Raw genomic sequence first — 22,678 nt, 5'->3', positions numbered from 1 at the left:
CCCCACCGCCACGCCGATCGCCGCCAGCCGCAGGCCCTGGCCCACCACCAGCCACAGCACCTGCCGGTCCGTCGCGCCCAGCGCCATGCGGATGCCCAGCTCGCGCGTGCGCTGGCTCACCGAGTACGCCAGCACGCCGTACAGCCCCACGCCCGCCAGCGTCAGCGCGAGCACCGCCATGGCCGTGAGCAGGCCGCCCATCACCCGCGTGCGCCCCAGGCTCTCCTCCACCACGTCCTCCAGGTCGCGCACTTGGACCAGCGGCAGGCCCGGATCCACCGCGCGAAGCTGTTCGCGCAGCGCGGGCAGCAGCGCCTGCGCGTTCCGGGTGGCGCGCACGGCGATGAGCATGTGCATGCCCTCGAATTGGGCCACGGGCAGGTACACCTCCGCGCGAGGCTCCTCCGAAAGGCTCGCGTGGTGCACGTCGCCCACCACGCCCACCACCTCCCGGAACGGCTCGCCGTCGAGCGTCAGCCGCGCGCGCTGGCCCAGCGCGGAGCCCTTCGACAGGAAGCGCCGGGCGAAGGTCTCGTTGACCACCATCACCGGCGCCGCGCCCGCGCCGTCCGAAGCGCTCACGTCGCGGCCCCCCTTCAGCGGGATGCGCAGCGTGGCGAAGTAGCCGTCGCTCACCGCGCGGAAGTTGACTGGCTCGCGCGCCTGCGCCTCCTGCTCCGACTCACCGGGCAGCAGCACCGCGCTGAAGCCGTTGCGGTTCCACAGCGGCAGCGTGCTGGCCAGCCCCGCGGCCTGCACCGACGGCAACGTCCGCACCCGCGCCAGCAGCTCCTCGGTCACCCGCCGCCGGCGCGTGTCGTCCTGCCCGTAGGCCTCGCGGGGGAACGACAGGTCCATCGCGCTGACACCGTGCGGATCAAAGCCTGGAGCCACGGCGTGCAGTGCATGGAGCGTGCGCAGCATCAGGCCCGCGCCCACCAGCGGCACGAGCGCCAGCGCGACCTGCGCCACCACCAGCACCGCCCGCACCGGCCCCGTCGCGCCCCGCCCTCCGCGAAGGCCTCCGAGCGCGCCCTTCGCCTCCGCGCGGGACGCTCTCAGCGCGGGCACCAGGCCGAAGAGGAGGCTCGTCGTCAGGGACAGGCCCGCCGCGATGGCGAGCACGTGCGGCTCCAGCCGGAGCTCCTCGGGCGACACCACCTCCCCGGGGACGAACACGCGCAGGAGGTCCATGGCCCACAGCGCCAGCAGCAGCCCCACCGCGCCACCAGGCAGGGCCAGCACCGCGCTCTCCACCAGGAACTGGCGCACCAGCCGGCCCCGGTCCGCGCCCAGCGCCGCGCGCACCGCCACCTCGCGCTCCCGGGCACTGGCGCGCGCGAGCAGCAGGTTCGCCACGTTGGCGCAGGCCACGCACAGCACCAGCGCCATCACCCCGGCCAGCAGCCACAGCTGCTCGCGCGACGTCTCCACCACCTGTTCGTGCAGCGGCACCAGCCGCACCCCGGGCACGGCTTCACTCCCGCCCACCATCGCGGCCCAGGCGCGCGAGCGTTCCTCCAGCTCCGCGCGGGCGCGCTCCAGCGGGATGCCCGGCCGCAGCCGGCCCACGCCGCGCACGTAGAGTTCCTCCGGCGCCTGGCCCGGGGCCGGAGGCACGGGGGCCAGCGGCTTCCACAGGTCCACGCCCGGCCAGAAGCGGAACGACGCGGGCAGCACGCCCTGGACGACGTGGAGTGTGCCATCCAGCATGAGTGTCTGGCCCACCACGTCCGCGCGTCCCGCGAAGTGGCTCCACCAGAAGGCGTGCGACACGAGCACACCCCGGTCGCGCCCGGGCACCTGCGACTCCGGTCCGAACCCCTGGCCGCGTTCGGGCCGCACGCCCAGCAGCGGCAACAGGCCCGGGGTCACGAGCCCCGCGCGCACCCGCTGCGCCGCGCCCGGGCCCGTCAGCGTGGAGTCCATGGCGGTGACGCCTTCGATGCCCAGGAACGCGTCCGAGCGCTCGCGCCACGCCTGGAGGTACGAATATGCCACCCCGCCCCGCTCGCGCCGCGGCGTGGACTGGTACAGGCGCAGCAGCTCCTGGGGTTCGGGGTACGGCAGGGGCTTGAGCAGCACCTGGTACACGAGGCTGAAGACCGCGGTGGTGGCTCCGATGGCGAGCGCGAGCGTGGCCACGACCACCGTGGTGAACACGGGCTCGCGGCGCATCCGGCGCAGGGACAGGCGGACGTCTTGGAGGAGCTGGGACATGGCGGCGCTCCGGAGCGGATTGCAACTCTAGCGCCATGGCCACTCAAGCGGGCCGGGGAGCCCGGGGGCGGACATGCGGTGTTCGCTCGTGGCACGCGGCGTCCCGCAAGCGGACAGCAGCCCTCTTTTCGGAAGGCAGGGCCGGGCCGCGGCGATATGGATGGCCCATGCGCAATGCACTGATGGCGGCTTCGTTCCTTGCCCTCGCGGGCTGTTCCCACTCGACGCCCACGGCTCCGGCGGCCTCCCCCCAGACGCAGGCGGCGGCCGTGTCGGCGCAGTCACTGGTGGACGCGCCGGACCGCACGGAGGCGGACCGCAAGCTGGACACGGGCCGGCACCCGGCTGCCCTGCTGGAGTTCGTGGGCGTGAAGCCCGGCATGCAGGTGGCGGAGCTGATGGCGGGCGGCGGCTACACCACGGAGCTGCTGGCGCGCGCGGTGGGCCCTTCCGGCAAGGTGTACGGAGAGAACCCCAAGGTCGTGCTGGAGCGGTTCGCGGAGAAGCCGTGGCAGGAGCGGCTGGCGCGGCCGGTGAACCAGAACGTGGTGCGCCTGGACCGCGAGCTGGACGCGCCCTTCCCGCCCGAGCTCAACGGCACGCTGGACGCGGTGGTGAGCCACATCATCTACCACGACACGGGGTGGCTGGGCGTGGACCGGGCGAAGATGAACGCGGCGGTATTCCAGGCGCTCAAGCCGGGCGGCGTGTACGTCATCCTCGACTCCAGCGCGAAGGCGGGCACGGGCATCACGGAAGGACAGACGCTGCACCGCATTGACGAGCAGTTGGTGCGCGACGAGGTGCAGGCCGCGGGCTTCCAGTTCCAGGAGGAGAGCAAGGTCTGGCGCAATCCGGAGGACACGCGCGACTGGAGCTCCAGCCCGGGAGCCGCGGGTGAGCGCCGGGGCACGAGCGACCGGTTCGCGTTCAAGTTCGTCAAGCCGTAGGACGGAGTCACGCGCATGGCCTCTCACAAGTTCAAGGCGAAGCTCGAAGTGGCCAACGACATGGGAGGCCGGTTCGTGCGCTGTCCGTTCGACAGCCGCGAAGCCTACGGCGAGGCACGTCCCCCCGTGGTGGGCACCGTCAACGGGCATCCCTTCCGGAGCCGGTTGATGGTGTACGGCGGCATCACCTACCTGGGCTTCACCAAGGAGGTGCGCGAGGCCGCGGGAGTGGAGGAAGGCGCGATGCTGAGCATCACGCTGGAGCGGGACACGGCACCTCGGGAGATCGAGGTGCCGGAGGACCTCCAGCGTGCGCTGGACGCGGAGCCCGCGCTGCGGGACGTGTTCACGAAGCTCGCGTTCACGCACCGCAAGGAGTTCGTGAAGGCGCTCACCGACGCGAAGAAAGAGGAGACCCGCGCGCGCCGCCTGGCGCAGACGCTGGAGAAGCTGCGCGAAAAGGCGGCGAAGTAGACCCGGGAGGCATCCATGAACATCCTGTCCTCAACGTGGCTGTTTGCTGTGCTCGGACTCAGCATGGGCTGCGCGACAGCCACACGTCAGGCTTCAAGCCAGAAGGCAACAAGCGCGGAATCCGATGACGCACCGGATGAAGGCTGGAGACAGCACTGCATTGATACGTACACGCTGTGCGCAGGCCAGAAGAAGCCTCGATGGACCGGCGACTGCAATGCATGGAGCGATGTAAAGGCCAGCATGAGTGGCCATTCGAACTGTGCCACCAGGGACCAGGAGGACGAGGATGAATCCTGGAGACTGGGATCGGATCCGGTCTCTAGGGGGCCAGCTCCCTGAAGAGGGTGAGCTTCAGGTGACGGACGAGGTGCGCGACCTGCTGCTTCGTATCGCGCCAGACGTGGCACTCACACAAGAAGAGACACAGCAGGCATTGAACGACCCCAGAATGGCCTCGGCCCTCGTGCGGGAAATGCACCGCCGCATCCGGGACGGATCGCGCCGCCTGTCCCGAGCGCTCGTGGAGTCACACCGACTGAAGCAGTCAGGTGACGTCAGCGCAGCACGTGAGGTGCTCCACCGTGTTGCCGCGGTTGAAGTCGTCCCGCACTACCAGGACCAGATACGGATTGCACTCGACCACGTCGACGCGCCTGAAGAGGACGATTGAATCGACTCGGATGACTGCCCATGCGTCGAAGCGAGCTGGAACCATAAGCGCGAGGAGACCCGCGCAGACGTTGGAGAAGCTGCGCGGCAAGGTGGTGAAGTAGCATTGGGCACGAACCGGCTCGGAGGCGCACAAAGGCATGGTCCCCAGGTGGCTTCGACTCAAGGAGGAAACGACCCTGTGGCGGGCAGTGCCATTCGTTGCACTGCTGATGCTCCTGGCGGCGGGGGTGACCTTCGCCCCATTTCCCCGAGCGCTGCTGGGTTACAGGAACAGCCCGCTCGTGGCCGTGGCGGGGCTGTCCTTCGCCCTGGCCATCGGGGCCATCCTGTCACGGGCACTCAAGCCGAGCCGGCTGTTGTCGGTGCTCGCGCTGATGCTGGCCGTACCGGTGTTCCTCTCGATGCTCCTGGTGATGGCGGTGTCCTTCGCCCCGTTTCCCCTGGCGCTCCTGGAACACCCGATCGGGATCATGGCGGGGCTGTACCTGGCCCTGGCGCTCATGGCTACCCTGTCACAGGCATCCAATCCGAGCCGGCTGTTGTCGGTGCTCGCACTGATCCTGGCCGTACCGGTGTGCTTCTTCTTCTCCGGCAAGGCCTCCCAGTTCCGGGCGATGTACCGGCTTCATGCCGTGGCGACAGAAGCCTGCCAGACCGCTCGCGAGAACCCGCGGCTGACGTCCGAGGACGTCTTCGAGCATGCCGTTCAGATCGCGAAGTTGTCGCCCTCGCAAAGCGAGAGCCTGGGGCTGAGATGTAACAACCCGGCCATGCGAGTCTACATCACCGATGGCTTCGATCCCGTCTGGGTGCTCTCCGCGGACGGGAGCTTGAACTGAGCCCTCATGCGGTCCGGCCCAGGGATGAAGTAGCCTCCACCGCATGGCCTCTCCCCTTCCGGCGCGTCCTGTCCGCGACGTCGACGACTCGAACGCACGCCTCACCGCCTGTGGGGTGTCCATCGGGCTGTTCGTGATCGCCTGTTTCATGCCCGCGCTGATCACGCGCACGCCGCACGGCGGGGGTGACTCGGCGGTGAATGGAGCGTTCCTGCTACTCATCGGCTCTACGGCCGTGGTCTCCGGGAACTTCGGTTGGTTCGCCAATCCCCTGCTGGCCGTGTCGCTCGTCATGCTCGCGATGGGGAAGGACCGGAAGGCGCTCTGGTGGGGCGGTACGGCCTGCGTCCTCGGGTTGTCTTCGATCTTCGGGATGCACTCCTACAACTCCGACGTGCGGGGGACCGCCATCGGCTTCTATGTCTGGATGGCCAGCCTGCTGGTGGTTCCGGTCGCGGCCTCGCGCCTCTCGCAGCGCGACACTCGGTCGTGATTCAGTCGGCCGCGTCATCCGAGCCGCCGGCCTGCCCCCTCACCGCCGTAAGCAGCAGGTCGTACTTGCCTCCCAGGAACGTGCGGAAGCCGTGCTGGTGCAGGTAGCGGCGGTAGAAGGACAGGTCCTTTACCAGCAGCGACAGGTCCGGCTCGCGCAGGTTGCGCACGCGCGCGCCGTAGACGACTTCGCCATCGCGGAAGCGGGAGTTGGGGAAGCCCAGCAGCAGCGAGGCCTTGGGCTCCAGGTGCTCCTGCACCAGCTTGCGCAGGAGCGCCCGGTCATCCACGCCCGGGCTCTGCAACGTGCCCACTGACACCACCGCGTCGAAGCGTCCCAGGTCCGCTGGCAGCGCGTTCAGGTCCGCCTGCACGAACGTGTGCCGCGCATCCGGGAACGCCGCACGCGCTTCCTCCAGGGCGCTCGCGCTGTGATCCACGCCGACGAAGCGGATGCCCTCCACGTCCGCGAAGGCAGCCAGCTCATCGCCCCGGTTGACGCCCAGGTCCAGGAGCCGTGCGCCGGGTGGCAATGCCAGCCGTCCCACCGCCTCCAGCCACGGCACCAGGAAGCCCGCGTCCTCGAACTTCCGCACGCGCGCGAAGTCGGACGCGGCGCCGTAGCGCTCCTGCGGCGCCCCCGTGCGCGTGCCTCCTCCCGCGTGCCACGACGCCTCCGACCCCAGTGGCTCGAACGTCAGCTGGACGTGCGTCGCATCCACCGCGCGCGGCGTGCGCAGGCGGCACGACAGCCCTTCCGCCAGGTCGCACCAGCTCCGCAGCGGCCGGTGCACGCCCCCGCCCTCGACGCGCTCCCCGGGATAGCGCCCATGGCCCAGGTCCGGATCCGGCACCTCGATGGAGACAGGCCCGGAGGGCAGCAAGGCCTCCAGGTGGCGCAGCACGAGGATCAACGGCTCGGCATGGAAGCGGCGGGACATGAGCCCCACCCTATACGGAAGGCGACGCCTGGGCCCGCCGCGCCTGGACCTGCTCCCACACGAACGCGATGACCAGGAACCCACCGCCCACCGCGCACACGCCCTTCCAGCTCGCGTGGTCCCACGCGATGGCGGAGAGCGCGGACCCGCAGGCCCCGCCCACGAAGTAGAACATCTTGTAGAGCGTGTTGAGGCGCGTCTGCGCGGTCGGGTGCAGGCGGTACAGCTCCGTCTGGTTGGACACCGTGGCGGCCTGCGCTCCCAGGTCCAGCAGCACCACGCCCGCGATGAGCCCGGCCCACAGCGTCCCGAAGGCGGCGAAGACCCCGAACGCCGCGAGCATCGTGACAATGCACGCCCGGACAATCCTCCGCGCGCCAATCCGTTGCGCGTGCCGTCCCGTGATGTTCGCGGCGAGCGCCCCCACCGTCCCGATGAGGCCGAACATGCCCGCCGTCCCGGGCCCCTGGTGGTACGCGTCACTGCTCAGGAAGAACGCCAGCGACGCCCAGAACGCGGAGAGCGCCGCGTACATCAGCGCGCCCGTGAGCGCGATGGCCCGGAGCCCCGGCACGTCCCGCAGCAGGACCCACAGCGACTGCAACAGGCGCGGGTACGACAGCCGCGTGGAGGACTCATAGCGAGGCAGCCCCATTCGCAGCGTCATCGCCAGCCCCACCATCGTCGCGCCGGCCGCGAAGTACACCCCGCGCCAGCCCAGGTGCGTCGCCACGAAGCCGCTGAGCGTGCGGGAGAGCAGCACGCCCACCAGCGCGGCGCTGAGCACCACGCCCAGGTTCCGGCCCCGCTCCTCCGGCGAGCTGAGCGCCGCGACGAAGGGGATGAGGATCTGCACCAGCACGGACGTCAGCCCGATGGCGACGCAGGCGGCCAGGAACAACGGGAACGTGGGCGCCAGCCCCGCCGCGAAGAGCGCAGCGGCCGCGAGCCCCAGCAGCATCACCAGCAGGCCGCGCTTCTCCAGCACGTCGCCCAGCGGCGTCAGCAGCACCAGCCCCGCCACGTAGCCCAGCTGCGACGTCATCGGCACGGAGCCCACCGCGGAGGCGGACAGGCCGAAGGTCTGGGCAATGACGCCCAGCAGCGGCTGGCTGTAATAGACGTTGCCCACCGCGAGCACGGTCGCCGCCGTCATCGTCCACAGCAGCCGGCGGTCCATCGGCGCGGCCTGCGGCACGGCGGCGGGGAGCGTGGCGGAGGGGGTCTCCATGCGACATGCCTAGCGCTCCCCCACCCATACTTCCAATATATCCTGGGTCTTGGACCCAGACCTGGAGCGTATGGACCATGGAGCTGCGCCACCTGAGGTACTTCGTCGCGGTCGCGGAGGAGCTCAGCTTCACCCGAGCGGCGAAGCGGCTGCACATTGCCCAGCCGCCGCTCAGTCAGCAGATCCGCAAGTTCGAAACGGAGCTGGGCGGCGCCCTCTTCGAACGGGAGAGCCGCGCGGTGCGCCTGACGAAGCTGGGGCGCGAGCTGCTGCCGGAAGCCCACCAACTGCTGGAGCGCGCCAGGCGCTTCCAGGAACACGCGGCCAGGCAGGCCCGTGGCGAACAGGACGTGCTGGTGCTGGGGCTCATCTCGTCGTTCGCGACGCCCCGGTTCGCGGCGATGCTCCGGGCCTTCCAGAAGAAGGTGCCGGGGGTCCACATCGAGCTGAGCAACCACCCGTCGGCGTGGCAGCTGGACGCGCTGGAGCGGGGCACGCTGGATGTGGGCATCCTGCGCCCGCGCGAGCGGATGCCCCCGAACGTCGTCTCGCACCTCATCCGGCGGGAGCCCTTCCGGCTGGCGGTGCCTTCACGGCATCCGTTCGCGAAGCGGAAGGCGGTGGCGTGGAAGGACCTGCGGGATGAACCGCTCGTCCTGGTGGAGCCCGGGGTCGCGCCACCTGACTACTACGCGGCGTTCTTCGACCGGCTCCGCGACGTGGGCGTCGAACCCGCAGTGCGCCAGTACGCGCAGAACGTCGCGACGAAGATCTGGTTCGTCTCCGCGGGCTTCGGCATCGCGCCCATGCCGCACACGCCCGACACGGAGCACCACTCCGGGGTGGCCTTCATTGATTTGCCGGAGGACGCGCCGGTGACGAACACCGCCATCGCCTGGCGCAAGTCCGGCGGCTCGCCCGCCCTGCTCCGCTTCGTCGACTTCGCGCGCGAGTCCTTCGCCGCGACCTGAGGCCCTACGACAGCTCGCCGCCCACCGCCCGCCGGATACCCATCAGCTTGTCGGGGTTGCGCGTGATGTAGAGCGTGACGATGCGGCCGTCCTCGATGCCGAGCGCCGTGGTCTGCAGCGTCCCATCCGCCTCCAGGGTGACGAACGCGGGCAGGCCGTCGATGGTGCCTTCGTGCAAGAGCTGTGACGCGTTGACGCCCGCGCGTCGGACGAACGCCTCGAACATGCGCACGATCTTCTCTTGACCGTAGATGGGATTGAGCACCGACTTCGTCTTGCCGCCACCGTCGGCGTACAGGACGACGTCCTGGGCCAGGAGCGCCTGGAGTGCGTGCGTGTCACCGCTCCGCGATGCGGCATGGAACGCCGAGGCCAGCTCGTGGCCCTTCGCCTCCGTCACGGGGAAGCGGGGCCGGGCCTCCTGCACGTGGGCCCGTGCCCGGCTGGCGAGCTGGCGGCACGCCGCGGGGTCCCGGTCGATGGCCTTCGCCACCTCCTCGAAGTCCATGCCGAACACGTCGTGCAGGAGGAACGCGGCCCGCTCCAGCGGAGACAGGCGCTCCAGGGCCATCATCAGGGTCAGCGTCAAGTCATCGCCCTCCACTGTCTCGATGATGGGCTCTGGAAGCCAGGTGCCCACGTACTCCTCGCGCCGGACGCGCGCGGACTTCAGGACGTCCAGGCACAGGCGCGTCACCGTGCGGACCAGCACGGCCTCGGCGTCCCGCACGGCGTCGCGGTCCGTCTGGTGCCAACGGAGGTACGCCTCCTGCACCACGTCCTCCGCCTCCGCGACGATGCCCAGCATCCGGTACGCGATGCGGAGCAGCCGGGGGCGGAGCGGGTCGAAGATGTCCGCGGGGTTCACGTCAGGCGGCTTCACTGCGCGAGGTCACCGGGTGGATGGACCGGAAGCCAATGGCGAACCGGTTCCAGGAGTTGATGATCGCGATCATGAGGGTCAGCTTCACGATCTCCTCTTCGGTGAAGTGGGGCTTGAGCGCAGCATAGTCCTCGTCCGGGGCGTGCGTCTGGGAGACGAGCGTCAGGGCCTCGGTCCAGCCCAGGGCGGCCCGCTCACGCTCGGTGTACAGCGGCGACTCCCGCCAGCCGCCCAGCAGGTAGATGCGCTCCTCGGTCTCCCCCTGCGCACGGGCGTCGCGGGTATGCATGTGGATGCAGAAGGCGCAGCCGTTGATCTGGGATGCGCGGATCTTGATCAGCTCCCGGAGACTCGACTCCAGCCCCAGGCCCTCCACCTTCTTGCTGAGCTCCAGCATGACGTTGACGGCTTCCGGCGCGACCGCGAAAGGATTCATCCTGGCCTTCATTAGGAACTCCCTGTTCTGGGCGGCGGATTGCCTGCCCTCCTCCCCAGGACGACTCAGCGGGTGCCGCGTGTGACATGGGCATTTAAAAAGCGAAGATGGCCACCCAGGAGGCATCCCAGATGAAGACCGTGAACGATGTGGAGACGCTCGAACGCCTGTACGGGGTTCCCGGGCAGTCGTCCGTGCTCAAGGAGGTGGACCACCTCCACCCGGCGTACCGGCCCTTCATCGAACGCTCGCCGTTCATGGTGCTCGCCACCACCGGCCCTGAAGGGCTGGATGCGTCGCCCCGGGGGGACCCCGCGGGGTTCGTGGTCATCGAGGACGCGCACACGCTGCTGTTGCCCGACCGCCGGGGCAACAACCGCATCGACTCGCTGCGCAACGTCCTGGCGGATCCGCGCGTCGCGCTGCTGTTCTTCGTTCCCGGCGTCAACGAAACCCTGCGCGTCAACGGCCGGGCGAGCATCGTCATCGAGCCGTCGATGCTGGAGCGCTTCACCTTCGAGGGGAAGCTGCCGCGCTCTGTCCTGCGCATCACCGTGGAGACGGTCTTCTTCCAGTGCAGCCGCTCGTTGATCCGCGCCGGGCTCTGGGATCCGGCCCGCCACGTCGCCCGAACGGAGCTGCCCAGCAACGGCTCCATCCTCGAAGCGCTGAGCCAGGGCACCATTGAAGGCGTCGAGTACGACCGCGATCTGCCGGGCCGGTTGAAGACGTCGCTGTACTGAGCCTCAAGCGCCCGCGTTGAACACGGTGGCTTTGCGCACGCGCACCCGGAGCGTCTGCCCGGCGCGCACGCCCTCCAGCGCCGGTCCGATGACGCGCAGGAACGCGTCTCCCACCGGGAAGCGGTACTCCGCCGCGTGTCCCAGGAACAGGCGAGCGGAGAGCACCAGCGGTGTGCCGGTGTCCCCCAGCTCCAGGTCCTCCGGACGCACGACCAGCGTCCCCGGTCCGCCCTTCGCCTCCATGGGCAGCTCGAACGCGGTGTCCGTCCCCGCGCAGTAGAAGGTGCCCGCGCGGGCTTCTCCGCGCAGCACGTTGGCGCCCCCGACGAAGCCCGCGACGAACGGCGTGGCGGGTTCCCGGTACAGCCGCTCCGGCGTGTCCACCTGTTCGATGACGCCCCGGTTCATCACGGCGATGCGGTCCGACAGGGCCAGCGCCTCACCCTGGTCGTGCGTGACGAACACCAGCGTCGTGCCCAGTCGGGCCCGGAGCGCGGCGATCTCCGCGCGCAGCTCCTCGCGCAGGGCGGCGTCCAGGTTCGACAGGGGCTCATCCAGCAGCAGCACGCGCGGATCCGCCACCAGCGCCCGAGCGAGCGCCACGCGCTGCAACTGTCCTCCCGACAGCTCGTGCGGCATCCGCGCGGCGAACGCGTCCAGCCGCACCCAGCGCAGGGCTTCGCGCACGCGGGAGGCCACCTCGTGCCGGGGCACCTTCCGCAGCACCAGGGGATAGGCGACGTTCGCCTCGACGCTGCGATGCGGCCAGATGGCGTAGCTCTGGAACACCATGCCCAGGCCGCGCTTTTCGGGCGGGACCCGCACGCCGGGCCCGGCGACGACTTCCTCTCCCAGCCGGATGATGCCCGCGTCCGGATGCTCCAGCCCCGCGAGCATCCGCAGCGTCGTCGTCTTGCCACAGCCAGAAGGCCCGAGCAGGGACACCAGCTCGCCCTGCCCCACCTGCAGGCTCAGACCGCGCACCACGGGCGTCCCGCCATACGCCTTGACCAGGCCCTCCAGGACGATGGCCGCCATCACCGCACCTCCGGAACGCGACGCCGGGCCCACGCCAGCACGGCCTGTCCCGCCACCACCAGCGCCACGAACGCGCACGCGAGCACGGCCGCGGCGGCAGGGTCCGCGTAGCTCTGCAACTCGAACAACAATGTCCCCAGGACCTCGGAGCCCGCGGGCACCAGCAGCACGGACAGGGTGATCTCCGTGGCGCACGCGAGGAACGCGAGCACGAACGCCACCGTGAGCGCGGGCCGCAGCAACGGCAGCGTCGCGTCCACGAATGCCCGCACGGGCCCCGCACCGCCGACGCGAGCCGCCTCCGCGAGGGACGGATCCACCTGAGCCAGGGCCTCGGAGCTGTTGCGCTCGCCCAGGGCCAGGTACTTTCCCACGTAGCCCACAAGCAGCAGCCACGGCGTATGCGCCAGCGCCAGCACGAACGCGACGCGGTCCAGCACCACCAGCCGCCAGTCGCGTGAGAACGCCACCAGCAGCGCGAGCGCCAGCACCGTGCCCGGCGCCGCGAAGGGCCACACCGCCATGGCCTCCACGCCCGCTCCGCCGCGACGGAAGGCCCGCCGCAAGAGCGCACCCGCGAGCCCCAGCGCCACCACCAGCAGGCCCGCCCCGCCCGCGAGCAACACGCTGCGCCCCGTGGCCCGGAGCGTGCGCGAGTCCCAAAGCACGCCGGACCAGTGCGACAGCGTGAGCGTGTCCCACGTCAGCGCCGCGCCGAAGCTGCGTTGCAGCGACGTCAGCAGGATGGCCGCCAGGGGCAGGACCACCAGGACTCCGCCCACCCCGCTCACCGCCAGGAGCGACCAGGGGCGCCAGGCCCCCAGCGCGAGCACGCGAGAGGACACGCCCTTGCCCGCGCTCAACCGCACCCGGCCACTCCGGCCCAACACCCAGGTCAGCCCCAGCGCCAGCGGGGTGAGCAGCAGGAGGAACGACGCGAGCACCGACGCGCGTGGCAGTCCCTCCTCGCTGCCCAGCAGCACCAGTTCATAGATGCGCGTGGTGAGCACGCGAGTGGGCGGCGATGCTGAAACGCCCAACAGGTACGGCACGCCAAAGGACGACGCGGCCATGAGGAACACCATCACCGCGCCCGACAACAGCGCGGGCAGCACCAGGGGCACCGTCGTGCTCAGCAAGGCCCGGAGCGGCGAAGCCCCACACACGCGAGCCGCCTCCTCCAGCGCGGGATCCACGCGCCGCAGCGCCGCGGCCCCCGCGAGCAGCACGAGCGGCAGGCCCGACAGTCCCTCCACGAAAGCGATGCCCGCCGCGCCATAGAGGTTGAACACGTCCGCCCCCAGCATGCGGTTCAGATAGCCAGCGCGAGGACTCGCGAGCGACAGCCACCCCATGCCCCAGATGAACGCGGGGATGGCGGAGGGCAGCGTGAACAGCACGGTGAATGCGCCACGAAACGGCAGGTCCGTGCGGAACAGGAGGAAGGCCAGCGGTGCGCCCAGAAACAGGGCCCACGCTGTCGCGCCCAGGGAGATGCCCAGCGTGTTCACCAGTGCCCCGGACTCCGCCGCAAGCACGGTGCCCAATCCGCCCGTCGCAGCCCCCACGCCCCGCCCCAGGAGCGCCACGACCGGAACCACCGCGAAGAGCAGCAGCGGCGCGAGCCAGGCGGCCAACGCAATCCACCGGCCCCTCATCGCGCGCCTCCATCAAGGGTCGTGCAACGGCGCTCACGCTGCGCCAGACCCTCGAAAAGGCGCTCAGTCCAAGCCGATGAGAATGTGCGAATCACGCCGAGGCGCCCCTGCCGCGGCGCACCGTACGAACTGGTCCGACTGTCGGACCACGTGGGCTCCCCGCACAAACGGGTCCGAGTGTCGGACCAGCCAAGACCACTGCCCGAATCGGTCCAAGTGTCGGACCACTTGGGGCCACTGCTCGAACTGGTCTGATTGTCGGACCACGCGGAGCTACCGCTTGGACTGGTCCGACCGTCGGACCACCTGGTCTCCCGGCTCGAACTGGTCGGGCCGTCAGACCGGTTGTCCCCCCCGCACGAACTGGTCCGACTGTCGGACCACGTGGAGCTACCGCTTGGACTGGTCCGAGGGTCGGACCACTTGGGCTCCCAGTTCGAACTGGTCCGAGGGTCGGGCCGATTGGGCTCGCGACTCGAACCGGTCCGACTGTCGGACCACCTGGGCTCCCAGCTTGAACCGGTCTGAGGGTCGGACCACTTGGCACCACTGCGCGAGCTGGTCCGACAGTCGGACCAGTTTGGGCCCTCGAGGCGGCTCCCCTGGGCTGATGAACATCTGCGGAAGATCCCCTTTGGACTGACCGCGTCATCCACCAGGAGCTGGGAGCGCCCGCGCCAGCCGGGGTGCGGCAACTGGTCCGACTGTCGGACCAGTTGGTACCGGTTCGGTCGGGAAGGGGCCCGCATGGCGTGCCTGGGGCCTATGTCGCTGCTTCGCGCCCGCTGCCGGGCCGCATCCGTGCGGAAGCTCCCGGTGGCATGGCATTGGCGTTCCTGGCTCATCGCGCGAACGCCCGGCTGAAGGCTTCCTTGATGTCGCCGCCATGCAACAGGCCCTGCTCCAGCAGCTCCGGAGTCCAGGCCTGCGCGCGGCCCAGCAGCCCCTCCACGCCGGGCTCGCCACGCGGGCCGCTCAGGCGCGGGTCCACCGCGTGCATGTCCCCCTTCTCCACGATGATGCGCTGGCCCTCCGGTGACAGCAGCACGTCCACCAGGGCCTTCGCCGCCACCGGGTTCCGAGTCGATGCGAACAGCCCCACCGGTCCTGGGATGACCACCGCGCCGTCCTCGGGCCAGACGACCTTGATGGGACTGCCCTTCACCTTCGCCGCCAAGGCGTTCTCCAGGAGCAACACGCCCGCGTCCACCTCGCCGCTCTCCACCTTCTGGAGCACCGCCGCGTTGCCTCCCGCGACCACCGCGCCCTTCTCCCGCAGCCCCGCGAAGTACGCTTCGCCTCGACGGGCGTGCAGGAACACCGCCCAGGTGAAGGCCGTGCCCGACGTGAGCGGATCCCCGATGGCCACCCTTCCCTTCCAGCTGCCATCCACAAGCGCCGCGAACGACTTCGGCGCCTCGCCCGCGCCCACGCGGTGCACCAGCACCATCGTGGACAGCCGCACCGCCGCATACCTCGCGTCCAGGTCCACCAACGTGCGAGGGATGCGCAGCGCGTTCACGGACGCGTAGCGCAGGAACGCACCCTCCTTCGCCAGCCGCTCGTACAGGAACGGATCCGACGTCACCAGCACGTCCGCGCGCACCGCGCCCGCGGCACGCTCCGCCTCCAGCCGGCTCGCGACCTTTTCGCTGCCGGCCTGGTACCAGTGCACCTGCACACCGGGCAGCCGCTCCTTCAACAGAGGCTCCAGCGCATCCAGCACGTGCCGGTACATCGACGTGTAGACCCACACCTCGCCGGACGGGGCCGAGGCCTGCGCCACGGCGGCGCCTCCCGACGGCGCGGCGGATTCAATGCGGCACGCGGCCAGCAGGATCAGCGCGAGGAGCGAACCCACGCGCCGCACAAGGAGGGGGATGCGCATGCGGTTGTCGATTATGCGGCACACCCGCGCCCTGCACACCCACCGCGCAGCGGTGGCTCCTGCACATTCGGCCCCCGCGCCCGTTGTCCCCGCCCCCGCGCGGTCCCAACGTCGGCCTCCCAGACGCCACCTGCCCTCTGGAAGGACGCCCGCGCATGACCCGGAAGGAATTCCTCGCCGCGACGCTGTCTCTGATGGTTGCCCCGCCCGTGCTGGGTGCCGCGCCCGCCAAGGCGAAGAAGGCGCCCGCCGTGCCCCGCCGCAAGCTGGGCCGCACCGGCCAGCAGGTGTCCTGCGTGGGGCTCGGGGGCTTCCACATCGGCAAGCAGAAGGACGAATCGGAGAGCCTCGCGCTCATCCGGGGCGCGTTGGACCAGGGCATCAACTTCCTGGACAACTGCTGGGACTACAACGACGGCAAGAGCGAGGAGCGCATGGGCAAGGCGCTGCGCGACGGCTATCGCGCCAAGGCCTTCCTGATGACGAAGATCGACGGCCGCGACAAGAAGACCGCCGCGAAGCAGATCGACGAATCCCTCCAGCGCCTCCAGACGGACCACGTGGACCTGCTCCAGCTCCACGAGGTCATCCGCGACAGTGATCCGGACAAGGCCTTCGCCGAGGGTGGCGCCATCGAAGCCATGAAGGACGCGCAGAAGGCCGGCAAGGCGCGCTTCCTGGGCTTCACCGGCCACAAGTCCCCGGACATCCACCTGAAGATGCTGGAGACGGCGAAGCAGCACGGCTTCCGCTTCGACGCCGTGCAGCTGCCCCTCAACGTGATGGACGCCCACTTCAACAGCTTCGAGAAGCGCGTGCTGCCGGTGCTCGTGAAAGAGGGCATCGGGGTGCTCGCCATGAAGTCCATGGGTGACCCGTTCATCCTCGACAGCAAGACCGTCACCGCGCCCGAGTGCCTGCGCTACAACCTGTCCCTGCCCGTCAGCGTCGTCATCACCGGCATTGATTCGCAGGAGCGCCTGCAGCAGGCCCTCACCGCCGCGCGCACCTTCAAGCCCCTGAGCGAGAAGGACGTCCAGGCGCTGCTCGCGAAGACGAAGGACGCGGCGAAGGACGGCGCCTACGAGAAGTACAAGACGAGCCACCACTTCGACGGGACCGTCCAGAACCCACAATGGCTGGGTTGAGCCGTTTCGAGACTTCCTGGCAAGCCGCGTTAAAGCCGGCAAATATGAATGCTCCCCCTTCCCCGGAGCATTCATGCACCGCCCCTTTCGAGCTGGCCTTGTCGCCGCAGGACTCCTGACCACCCTCTCCGGCTGTTCACCGGAGCCGGAAGCCGCCCTGGTGGAGGCGGAAGGCTACGGCCAGACGCAGCAGGGCGAGCGCTCCTACGACCCGGGCGCGGGCTGGTCGCTCGCGTGGCAGGACGACTTCACGGGCACGGCCTTGAACACGGGCGCGTGGACCGCGCTGACGAGCAACTGGGATCCGGTGACCAACAACTGCAACTTCGGCACGGGTGAGCTGGAGTTCCCGCGCGCGCAGAACGTGACGGTGGGCAACGGCAAGCTGATCCTCACGGCGGAGCGCACGGCGGACAACCCCACGGACTCGCGCTGCGGGGGGCAGTACCGGTCGTTCTATTCCGGCCGCATCCACACCAAGGGCAAGGTGGAGGGGCGCTACGGAAAGATTGTCGCGAGCATCAAGATTCCGCCGGGCTACGGCATGTGGCCGGCGTTCTGGACGCTGGGCTCGAACATCCAGAGCGCGGGCTGGCCCGCCGCGGGAGAGATCGACATCCTGGAGTGGAAGTCCACGGAGCCCACGTGGATGAAGTCGGCGGTGCACTGGCACAACGGCGGCAACGCGGACTGGGGCACGGGCGCGAGCCGCGGCGTGGACCTGTCGCAGGACTTCCACACGTATGAAGTGGAGTGGACGGCGAACACCATGGTGTTCCGCCTGGACAAGGACTTCGTGTCCACGGCGACGTTCAACCACAACGAGTCGGAGTTCCAGCAGAACCACTACCTCATCCTGAACCTGGCGCTGGGAGGCGTCTGGTACGGGAACCCGGCGCCGGCCTCGATTGACCTGCCGTGGGGCGCCCGGAAGACGATGGAGGTGGAGTGGGTGCGCTGGTACCAGCCGGGCGGCTCGCAGTCGCTGGGGCTCACCAACGCGGGCTTCGAGCAGGGCATGACGGGCTGGAACACCTGGAGCCCGAACGGCACGGCGACGGCGGCGTTCTCGGAGACGTACAACGGCGGTCACTCGGGCAGCTTCCACCTGACGCACTGGACGTCGGCGGCGCCTTACGAAGCCTGGACGTACCAGACGAAGACGGGCCTGGCGTCGGGCAACTACAAGCTGCGCGCCTGGTTCCGCAAGGGAGGCACGTTCGACTTCGCGCGCTTCCAGGTGAAGAACTGCGGCGACTGCGCCGCGGCCGTCACCAACCTGGGCACCTACGGCAACTACACGCTCTTGGAGACGCCCGCCGTCAACGTCACCAACGGCTACCTGGAGTTCGGCCTGCACAGCAAGTCGCCCGCCCACAACGGCTCCAACTTCATCCACATGGATGACGTGGAGCTGATCAAGCTGTAGGCCCGGCTGTCTTCACGCGTGCGCCGGAGAGGACCCCGGCGCGCGCGATTGCAACCCACGTCCGCTGAATCGTCTGGTTTTGACGCATACCCAACCATAAAGACGATTAAGCGGCCATCCGTGGAATTAATGAAATCCCTCCTCTATTCTGATGGCGGGCGCGAGGGCTCAGGCCGCTGACAGCGCTCATTCACCGATAGACCCGGAGGCTCCAGATGAAGGGCATGATCATCCGTAAGGCATTGGGCGCGGTCGCTGTTCTGGCGGGCTTGTGTGCGGCCCCGGCCTTCGCGGCGAGCGGTTGTGCATACACCACGGACGCGGGCCAGGCCGCCGGCAGGACCTGCTTCGACGACGGCGGCGACATCTACACCGTGTACGACCTAGACTCCGACAACGAGGGCGTCGTCGGTTGGGTCGAGGTCAAGCAGGCCAACGGAACGTGGAAGGCCTTCGCACGCGTCTACGTTGGAACCGGGTACAACACCTCCAAGGGCAACAACGTGGACATCGTCCGCGAGGGGGCACAGGTCAAGATCGTGGCCTGCCGGCAGAACGGCTCAGGTGGGACGCCGTACTCTTGCGGTACGGCGATCATCGCTGGCGGCTGATCCGCGAACGAACGTACGGGCCAGCCATCCCTCGTGCGGGGTGGCTGGCCGGTGTCGTCATCACGGCACGAGCACGAAGTCGTCCACGTACAGCGTGCCCTGATCCGACCCGGAATCGTCCATCACGTAGAAGTCATCCACCGTGCCGGACGTCGCGCCCAGGGTGCTCAGCGGGATGGACACCTTCTGCCAGCTGCCCGCCGCGATGGGATGCCCCAGCGCCGTCTCCAGGTTGATGCTGCCCAGCAGCGTGCCGCCGTTGTAGAGCGCCAGCCGCGCCTGCTGCCCGCCCGTCGTGCCTCCGTGCACCCAGAGGTCCACGGACTGGTACTGCGACAGGTCCAGGCCCGTGTGGTGGAACATCAGCGCCTCCCAGTAGTCCGGCTCGAAGCCGATGGCCGTGGATCCAGCGTGCACCGTGACGGCCTGGTCCAGGTCGTGCGTCGCCCAGCTCCAGTCCTGGAAGCCGCTGCCCATCGCGTCGTCGTAGACGACCGTGCCCACGGAAGGCGGCGCTTCCGTGAGGCCGTCCGTCAACGCCAGCCCCTCCTCCACCGTCACGGTGCGGATGCCCGTGGACTTCACGTAGTTGAGGATGCTGGTGAAGTTGGTCGTCTTGTACTGCGTCTCGCGCGTGGGCGTGCCGCTGGTGAACTCGTGGAAGAGGATGATGAGCCAGCTCTTCTCCGCGATGGCCTGGTTGATCCACCCCTTCACCTGCGCCACCGTCACCGCGCTCGACACGTCGTTGGCGCGCAGCTCGTAGATGACCGTGTCCTTGTAGTTGCGGCCCGCGTTGATGGTGCGGTGGCTGGCGTACTCCGCCTTCAGCGCCGTCATCACCGTCGCGTTGTACGCGCCGTAGGGTGACGCGAAGTCCTTGCCGCACGCCGCCCCCACGTTCGTCTGCAGCCACGTGCGCGAGTCATGCAGCTCCGACGTCAGCTGCGCGGGCGTCAGCGTGGGCAGGTCCGCGTGCGTGCGCGTGTGGCTGGCGATTTCGTTGCCCTCCGCCTTGAGCGTCTGCACCTGCGCAAGGCTCATGTAGCCCCCCCACCCCTGGGCGATGGCGTCCGTCACCAGGTAGTACGTGGCGGGGATGCTCCGCGACTTGAGCGCCGGCCGCGCCAGCGTGTACTGCGTGCTCCATCCGTCATCCAACGTGATGGAAACCATCCCTTCCGCGAACGGCGACGCGGCAAGGGCCGACGAAGTGCAAAACAGCGCCGCGGCGCAGAGCGCGCGCGAAGACCAGTTCATCCAAGACATGTCCGGGTATTCCCCCTGTGAGGAGCCCGCAGGATAAGCGAAACCCGGGACGCCGCTTCCCGGACGCTCCCCCGCGAGTCGCGTGCTAGAAGTCGGCCCGCCCATGAGTCCCTTCCGCCTCCCCTCCCTGCTCTGCGTGGTGCTCGCGCTCGTGGCGGGCTGCCAGCGTCCGGCGCCCCCCGCCCCGGAGACCGGGGCGCGGCGGATCGTCTCGCTGTCCCCCTCCGTCACGGAGACGCTGTTCGCCCTGGGAGCGGGCGCGCAGGTCGTGGGCGTGTCCGACTACACCGCCCTGCCCGCAGGTACGCCCGCGTTGCCGAAAGTGGGCACCACGTTCGCGCCCAACTTCGAGGCCATCGCGAAGCTCAAGCCCACGCTGCTCGTGGATCAGCAGGTGAAGCAGGCCCCGGCGGAGGCGCTCTCCGCGCTCGCGCCGCTGAAGGTGCTGCCCTGGACGTCGCTCCCGGAGGTGGTGGACAGCGTGAAGGAGCTGGGCCGCCTGAGCGGCCGCGAGCCCCAGGCCACCGCGCTCGCGCAAGAGCTGAACGCGACGCTGTCGCGCCCCGCGCCGAAGGACGCTCCCCGCGTGCTGCTGGTGCTGGGCGACGTGGCGGGCACGCTGTCGGAGGTCTGGTACATGAAGCGCGCGTCGCTGCACGGCGCCGCGCTGGAAGCCGCGGGGGCTCGCAACGCCGTCCCCGAGGAGCGCACCGGTCCCCCCAACCTGTCGCTGGAGGGTGTCATCGCGCTGGATCCGGACGCGGTGCTGGTGCTCCTCAACGTGCCGTCACTGGACGCGGGGCAGCAGGCGCAGGCCCTGGCTCCGTGGAAGCAGCTCACCGGCCTGCGCGCGGCGCGGGAGGACCGGGTGCGGCTGGTCATCGGTTCCGACGTGCAGTCCACCGGGCCCGCCATCCTCGACGTCGTCGAGCGGCTTCGCGCCGCGCTGGGCACGCTGCCCTCCCCGCGATGACGGCGGGCCTGACACTGGACGCGGTGACGGTGCGGGCGCGGGGACGGACGCTGCTGGACGGCGTGTCCCTGCACGTGGCGCCGGGTGACTTCGTCGCCATCGTCGGCCCCAACGGCGCGGGCAAGTCCACGCTGCTGCGCGTGGCGCTGGGCCTGCTGCGCCCGGACTCGGGCCATGTTTTCGTCGACGGGAAGGACGTGGCTGCCCTGGCCCCCCGGCAGCGCGCGGCGCGGCTCGCGTGGCTGCCCCAGCGGCTGGAGGCGGCGGAGCCCATCACCGCGCTGGAGCAGGTCGTCTCCGCGCGCTACCGCTTTCCTGAATCCCGCCGCGCCTCCGAAACGGCGGCGAACCAGGCGCTCGCGGAAGTGGGCGCTGCGTCCTTCGCCCTGCGCCCCATCACGGAGCTGTCCGGCGGCGAGCGGCAGCGCGTGGCGATCGCGGGACTGCTCGCGCAGGAGACCCCGCTGGTGCTGCTGGACGAGCCCGCCAACTTCCTGGACCCCGCGCACCAACTGGAGCTGTACACGCACATGGGCCAACTGTGGCGCTCGGGACGCGGCATCCTCTGCGTCACCCACGACATCAACGCGCTCCTGCACACCCACGCGCCGGGCACGCGCGCTCCTCGCGTCGTCGGCCTGTTCCAGGGCCGCGTGGCGTTCGAGCGGTCCCTCGACGCGCCCGACCTGGGGGAGCAGCTGGGAGAGCTGTTCGGCGTGCGCATGCACGGCACGTCCGTGGAGGGCCACCGCATCTTCGTGGGCCTGCCCCGGAGCGGAGGTGCCCCATGAAGGTCTGGCTCCTGTTGGGGGTGTGCCTGGCCGCCTGCGCGGTGGCGCCGTTCATCGGCCCCGGGATGTCCCACGGCACGGCGGACTTCATCTTCTGGCAGCTGCGCGTGCCCCGCACGCTGATGGCGATGCTGGTGGGCGGCACGCTGTCGCTGGTGGGCGCCGTGTACCAGGCCCTCTTCGCGAACCCGCTGGCCGCGCCCAGCACCGTGGGCACCACGGCGGGGGCGACCCTGGGCGCGCTGGTGGCCATCATCCTGGGCGCCCGGCTCGCTCCGGGCGGGCTGCCGCTCATCACCGCCGCGGCCTTCGTGGGGGCGCTCGGCGTCAGCCTGGTGGTGGCCGCCATCGCCGCGGGCCGCCGCGTGCGGATGAACGACGTGGTGCTCGCTGGCATCGCCTGCTCCATGGCGGCGGGCGCCATCTCCACCGGCTTGCAGTTCACCGCGGACTCCGCGGAGCTGATGGCCGCCATGCGCTGGTCCCTGGGCCACCTGCCGCAGGTGGGCTACTCGGGCGTGCTGCTCCTCACGCCGTTCGCGGCCGTCACCGTCGTGGGGTTGCTGGCCCTCACCCGCGCGCTGGAGGTCTTCATCGCCGGCGAGGAACACGCGGAGTCCCAGGGCGTCCCCGTCCGCCGCGTGCGCACGGTGGCCATCGGCCTTGGGGCGCTGGGCGTGGCCGCCTGCGTCGCGTGGTGCGGCCCCATCGCGTTCGTGGAGCTCATCGTCCCGCACCTCGTGCGCCGGACGCTGGGGGTGAGCCGCCGCGTGCTGCTGCCCGGCTCCGTGGTGGTGGGGGCCGCCTTCCTCGCGTTGTGCGATGCGTCGGCGCGGATGATCCTCCCCGGGCGTGAATTGCCCGTGGGAGTGGTGACAGCCGCCCTGGGCGCACCCCTGCTCGTCTCCCTGCTCGCGCGCTCCCGCTCCTGAAGCCGAGGCAAGTTCGGGTATATTCCGCGCCACGCGGGGCCCCCGGCTGGGACGTGCCCCTGGAACCTCTACGAAAGGCTTTGGGC

The 22,678-nt window shown here is 69.9% G+C and carries 22 protein-coding genes; 13 read left to right on the top strand and 9 right to left on the bottom strand.

The window, feature by feature from the left end; translation table 11 throughout:
* The coding region (locus tag D7W81_RS11495) for an ABC transporter permease (RefSeq protein WP_147445437.1) at window positions 1–2,220 on the bottom strand (2,220 nt) is incomplete at its 3' end.
* A 167-nt stretch (window positions 2,221–2,387) separates the two neighbouring features.
* Here D7W81_RS11495 and D7W81_RS11490 point away from each other — a divergent pair.
* The 5 genes from D7W81_RS11490 (at window position 2,388) to D7W81_RS11470 (ending at window position 5,651) form a co-directional block, all read left to right on the top strand.
* Window positions 2,388–3,170: a class I SAM-dependent methyltransferase gene (locus tag D7W81_RS11490; RefSeq protein ID WP_120555401.1), complete on the top strand. Its 783-nt coding sequence runs from the start codon at window positions 2,388–2,390 to the stop codon at window positions 3,168–3,170.
* A gap of 15 nt (window positions 3,171–3,185) precedes the next feature.
* Complete coding sequence (locus D7W81_RS11485; protein ID WP_120555400.1) at window positions 3,186–3,644, top strand: YdeI/OmpD-associated family protein; 459 nt, start codon at window positions 3,186–3,188, stop codon at window positions 3,642–3,644.
* 289 nt (window positions 3,645–3,933) lie between these two features.
* Window positions 3,934–4,317 carry a DUSAM domain-containing protein gene (locus D7W81_RS11480; RefSeq protein ID WP_120555399.1) on the top strand — a complete coding sequence of 128 codons (384 nt, stop codon included), beginning with the start codon at window positions 3,934–3,936 and terminating at the stop codon, window positions 4,315–4,317.
* Between the two features lie 229 nt (window positions 4,318–4,546).
* The gene (locus tag D7W81_RS11475) at window positions 4,547–5,158 is read left to right on the top strand and encodes a hypothetical protein (RefSeq protein ID WP_158621554.1); all 612 of its coding nucleotides are present in this window, start codon (window positions 4,547–4,549) and stop codon (window positions 5,156–5,158) included.
* Between the two features lie 43 nt (window positions 5,159–5,201).
* The gene (locus D7W81_RS11470) at window positions 5,202–5,651 is read left to right on the top strand and encodes a hypothetical protein (protein WP_120555397.1); all 450 of its coding nucleotides are present in this window, start codon (window positions 5,202–5,204) and stop codon (window positions 5,649–5,651) included.
* Window position 5,652: 1 nt separating this feature from the next.
* Here the strand turns inward: D7W81_RS11470 and D7W81_RS11465 are convergent, their stop codons facing one another.
* Together D7W81_RS11465 and D7W81_RS11460 are read right to left on the bottom strand one after the other, a co-directional pair.
* Complete coding sequence (locus tag D7W81_RS11465) at window positions 5,653–6,591, bottom strand: class I SAM-dependent methyltransferase (protein ID WP_120555396.1); 939 nt, start codon at window positions 6,589–6,591, stop codon at window positions 5,653–5,655.
* 10 nt (window positions 6,592–6,601) lie between these two features.
* The gene (locus D7W81_RS11460; RefSeq protein ID WP_120555395.1) at window positions 6,602–7,822 is read right to left on the bottom strand and encodes an MFS transporter; all 1,221 of its coding nucleotides are present in this window, start codon (window positions 7,820–7,822) and stop codon (window positions 6,602–6,604) included.
* 77 nt (window positions 7,823–7,899) lie between these two features.
* On the opposite strand from D7W81_RS11460, the gene D7W81_RS11455 reads away from it, so the two are divergent.
* Entirely contained in the window at window positions 7,900–8,793 is an 894-nt protein-coding gene (locus D7W81_RS11455; RefSeq protein WP_158621552.1) for a LysR family transcriptional regulator, read from the top strand.
* A gap of 4 nt (window positions 8,794–8,797) precedes the next feature.
* Here D7W81_RS11455 and D7W81_RS11450 read toward each other — a convergent pair whose 3' ends face one another.
* Window positions 8,798–9,661 (bottom strand): sigma-70 family RNA polymerase sigma factor, encoded by an 864-nt coding sequence (locus D7W81_RS11450; protein ID WP_120555393.1) that lies wholly within the window; start codon window positions 9,659–9,661, stop codon window positions 8,798–8,800.
* A gap of 1 nt (window position 9,662) precedes the next feature.
* A complete protein-coding gene (locus D7W81_RS11445; protein ID WP_120555392.1) occupies window positions 9,663–10,124 on the bottom strand; it encodes a carboxymuconolactone decarboxylase family protein in 462 nt (153 codons plus the stop codon).
* A gap of 119 nt (window positions 10,125–10,243) precedes the next feature.
* Here D7W81_RS11445 and D7W81_RS11440 point away from each other — a divergent pair, with 119 nt between their 5' ends.
* Window positions 10,244–10,855 carry a pyridoxamine 5'-phosphate oxidase family protein gene (locus D7W81_RS11440; protein ID WP_120555391.1) on the top strand — a complete coding sequence of 204 codons (612 nt, stop codon included), beginning with the start codon at window positions 10,244–10,246 and terminating at the stop codon, window positions 10,853–10,855.
* A 3-nt stretch (window positions 10,856–10,858) separates the two neighbouring features.
* On the opposite strand, the gene D7W81_RS11435 is transcribed toward D7W81_RS11440, so the two are convergent.
* From D7W81_RS11435 to D7W81_RS11420, 3 genes are all read right to left on the bottom strand, one after another.
* On the bottom strand, window positions 10,859–11,893 hold the full coding sequence (locus D7W81_RS11435; protein WP_167508049.1) for an ABC transporter ATP-binding protein: 1,035 nt from the start codon (window positions 11,891–11,893) through the stop codon (window positions 10,859–10,861).
* Window positions 11,893–13,551 carry an ABC transporter permease gene (locus D7W81_RS11430; protein ID WP_120555389.1) on the bottom strand — a complete coding sequence of 553 codons (1,659 nt, stop codon included), beginning with the start codon at window positions 13,549–13,551 and terminating at the stop codon, window positions 11,893–11,895. The genes D7W81_RS11435 and D7W81_RS11430 overlap by 1 nt, the downstream gene beginning before the upstream one ends.
* Before the next feature lie 841 nt (window positions 13,552–14,392).
* The gene (locus D7W81_RS11420) at window positions 14,393–15,439 is read right to left on the bottom strand and encodes an ABC transporter substrate-binding protein (RefSeq protein WP_120555387.1); all 1,047 of its coding nucleotides are present in this window, start codon (window positions 15,437–15,439) and stop codon (window positions 14,393–14,395) included.
* 155 nt (window positions 15,440–15,594) lie between these two features.
* Here D7W81_RS11420 and D7W81_RS11415 point away from each other — a divergent pair, with 155 nt between their 5' ends.
* The 3 genes from D7W81_RS11415 to D7W81_RS11405 all read left to right on the top strand — a co-directional run bounded on the left by D7W81_RS11415 (window position 15,595) and on the right by D7W81_RS11405 (window position 18,627).
* Window positions 15,595–16,587 carry an aldo/keto reductase gene (locus tag D7W81_RS11415; RefSeq protein ID WP_120555386.1) on the top strand — a complete coding sequence of 331 codons (993 nt, stop codon included), beginning with the start codon at window positions 15,595–15,597 and terminating at the stop codon, window positions 16,585–16,587.
* Between the two features lie 73 nt (window positions 16,588–16,660).
* Window positions 16,661–18,016: a glycoside hydrolase family 16 protein gene (locus D7W81_RS11410; RefSeq protein ID WP_120555385.1), complete on the top strand. Its 1,356-nt coding sequence runs from the start codon at window positions 16,661–16,663 to the stop codon at window positions 18,014–18,016.
* A gap of 215 nt (window positions 18,017–18,231) precedes the next feature.
* Window positions 18,232–18,627, top strand: a complete 396-nt coding sequence (locus tag D7W81_RS11405) for a hypothetical protein (RefSeq protein ID WP_120555384.1) — start codon at window positions 18,232–18,234, stop codon at window positions 18,625–18,627.
* Between the two features lie 60 nt (window positions 18,628–18,687).
* Here the strand turns inward: D7W81_RS11405 and D7W81_RS11400 are convergent, their stop codons facing one another.
* Window positions 18,688–19,803, bottom strand: a complete 1,116-nt coding sequence (locus D7W81_RS11400) for a polysaccharide deacetylase family protein (protein WP_244227141.1) — start codon at window positions 19,801–19,803, stop codon at window positions 18,688–18,690.
* A gap of 196 nt (window positions 19,804–19,999) precedes the next feature.
* Between D7W81_RS11400 and D7W81_RS11395 the strand changes: the two genes are divergently transcribed.
* The 3 genes from D7W81_RS11395 to D7W81_RS11385 are packed head-to-tail and all read left to right on the top strand — an operon-like array spanning window position 20,000 to window position 22,592.
* Window positions 20,000–20,869, top strand: coding sequence for an ABC transporter substrate-binding protein (locus D7W81_RS11395; RefSeq protein ID WP_120555382.1), 870 nt, complete (start codon window positions 20,000–20,002; stop codon window positions 20,867–20,869).
* Window positions 20,866–21,660, top strand: a complete 795-nt coding sequence (locus D7W81_RS11390; protein ID WP_120555381.1) for an ABC transporter ATP-binding protein — start codon at window positions 20,866–20,868, stop codon at window positions 21,658–21,660. Before D7W81_RS11395 ends, D7W81_RS11390 begins: the two co-directional genes overlap by 4 nt.
* The gene (locus D7W81_RS11385; RefSeq protein ID WP_120555380.1) at window positions 21,657–22,592 is read left to right on the top strand and encodes a FecCD family ABC transporter permease; all 936 of its coding nucleotides are present in this window, start codon (window positions 21,657–21,659) and stop codon (window positions 22,590–22,592) included. Before D7W81_RS11390 ends, D7W81_RS11385 begins: the two co-directional genes overlap by 4 nt.
* Window positions 22,593–22,678 lie beyond the last annotated feature (86 nt).

The organism is Corallococcus aberystwythensis (assembly GCF_003612165.1).
Lineage (GTDB): Bacteria > Myxococcota > Myxococcia > Myxococcales > Myxococcaceae > Corallococcus > Corallococcus aberystwythensis.
Note: the sequence above shows the minus strand (reverse complement) of the source record. Positions and strands in the feature narration are given on the sequence as shown.

Coding starts and splice junctions, on each gene's coding strand:
- D7W81_RS11490 (WP_120555401.1), top strand. CDS start 2,388: ATGCGCAATGCACTGATGGCGGCTTCGTTCCTTGCCCTCGCGGGCTGT.
- D7W81_RS11485 (WP_120555400.1), top strand. CDS start 3,186: ATGGCCTCTCACAAGTTCAAGGCGAAGCTCGAAGTGGCCAACGACATG.
- D7W81_RS11480 (WP_120555399.1), top strand. CDS start 3,934: ATGAATCCTGGAGACTGGGATCGGATCCGGTCTCTAGGGGGCCAGCTC.
- D7W81_RS11470 (WP_120555397.1), top strand. CDS start 5,202: ATGGCCTCTCCCCTTCCGGCGCGTCCTGTCCGCGACGTCGACGACTCG.
- D7W81_RS11465 (WP_120555396.1), bottom strand. CDS start 6,591: ATGTCCCGCCGCTTCCATGCCGAGCCGTTGATCCTCGTGCTGCGCCAC.
- D7W81_RS11460 (WP_120555395.1), bottom strand. CDS start 7,822: ATGGAGACCCCCTCCGCCACGCTCCCCGCCGCCGTGCCGCAGGCCGCG.
- D7W81_RS11455 (WP_158621552.1), top strand. CDS start 7,900: ATGGAGCTGCGCCACCTGAGGTACTTCGTCGCGGTCGCGGAGGAGCTC.
- D7W81_RS11445 (WP_120555392.1), bottom strand. CDS start 10,124: ATGAAGGCCAGGATGAATCCTTTCGCGGTCGCGCCGGAAGCCGTCAAC.
- D7W81_RS11440 (WP_120555391.1), top strand. CDS start 10,244: ATGAAGACCGTGAACGATGTGGAGACGCTCGAACGCCTGTACGGGGTT.
- D7W81_RS11435 (WP_167508049.1), bottom strand. CDS start 11,893: ATGGCGGCCATCGTCCTGGAGGGCCTGGTCAAGGCGTATGGCGGGACG.
- D7W81_RS11430 (WP_120555389.1), bottom strand. CDS start 13,551: ATGAGGGGCCGGTGGATTGCGTTGGCCGCCTGGCTCGCGCCGCTGCTG.
- D7W81_RS11420 (WP_120555387.1), bottom strand. CDS start 15,439: ATGCGCATCCCCCTCCTTGTGCGGCGCGTGGGTTCGCTCCTCGCGCTG.
- D7W81_RS11415 (WP_120555386.1), top strand. CDS start 15,595: ATGACCCGGAAGGAATTCCTCGCCGCGACGCTGTCTCTGATGGTTGCC.
- D7W81_RS11410 (WP_120555385.1), top strand. CDS start 16,661: ATGCACCGCCCCTTTCGAGCTGGCCTTGTCGCCGCAGGACTCCTGACC.
- D7W81_RS11405 (WP_120555384.1), top strand. CDS start 18,232: ATGAAGGGCATGATCATCCGTAAGGCATTGGGCGCGGTCGCTGTTCTG.
- D7W81_RS11400 (WP_244227141.1), bottom strand. CDS start 19,803: ATGGTTTCCATCACGTTGGATGACGGATGGAGCACGCAGTACACGCTG.
- D7W81_RS11395 (WP_120555382.1), top strand. CDS start 20,000: ATGAGTCCCTTCCGCCTCCCCTCCCTGCTCTGCGTGGTGCTCGCGCTC.
- D7W81_RS11390 (WP_120555381.1), top strand. CDS start 20,866: ATGACGGCGGGCCTGACACTGGACGCGGTGACGGTGCGGGCGCGGGGA.
- D7W81_RS11385 (WP_120555380.1), top strand. CDS start 21,657: ATGAAGGTCTGGCTCCTGTTGGGGGTGTGCCTGGCCGCCTGCGCGGTG.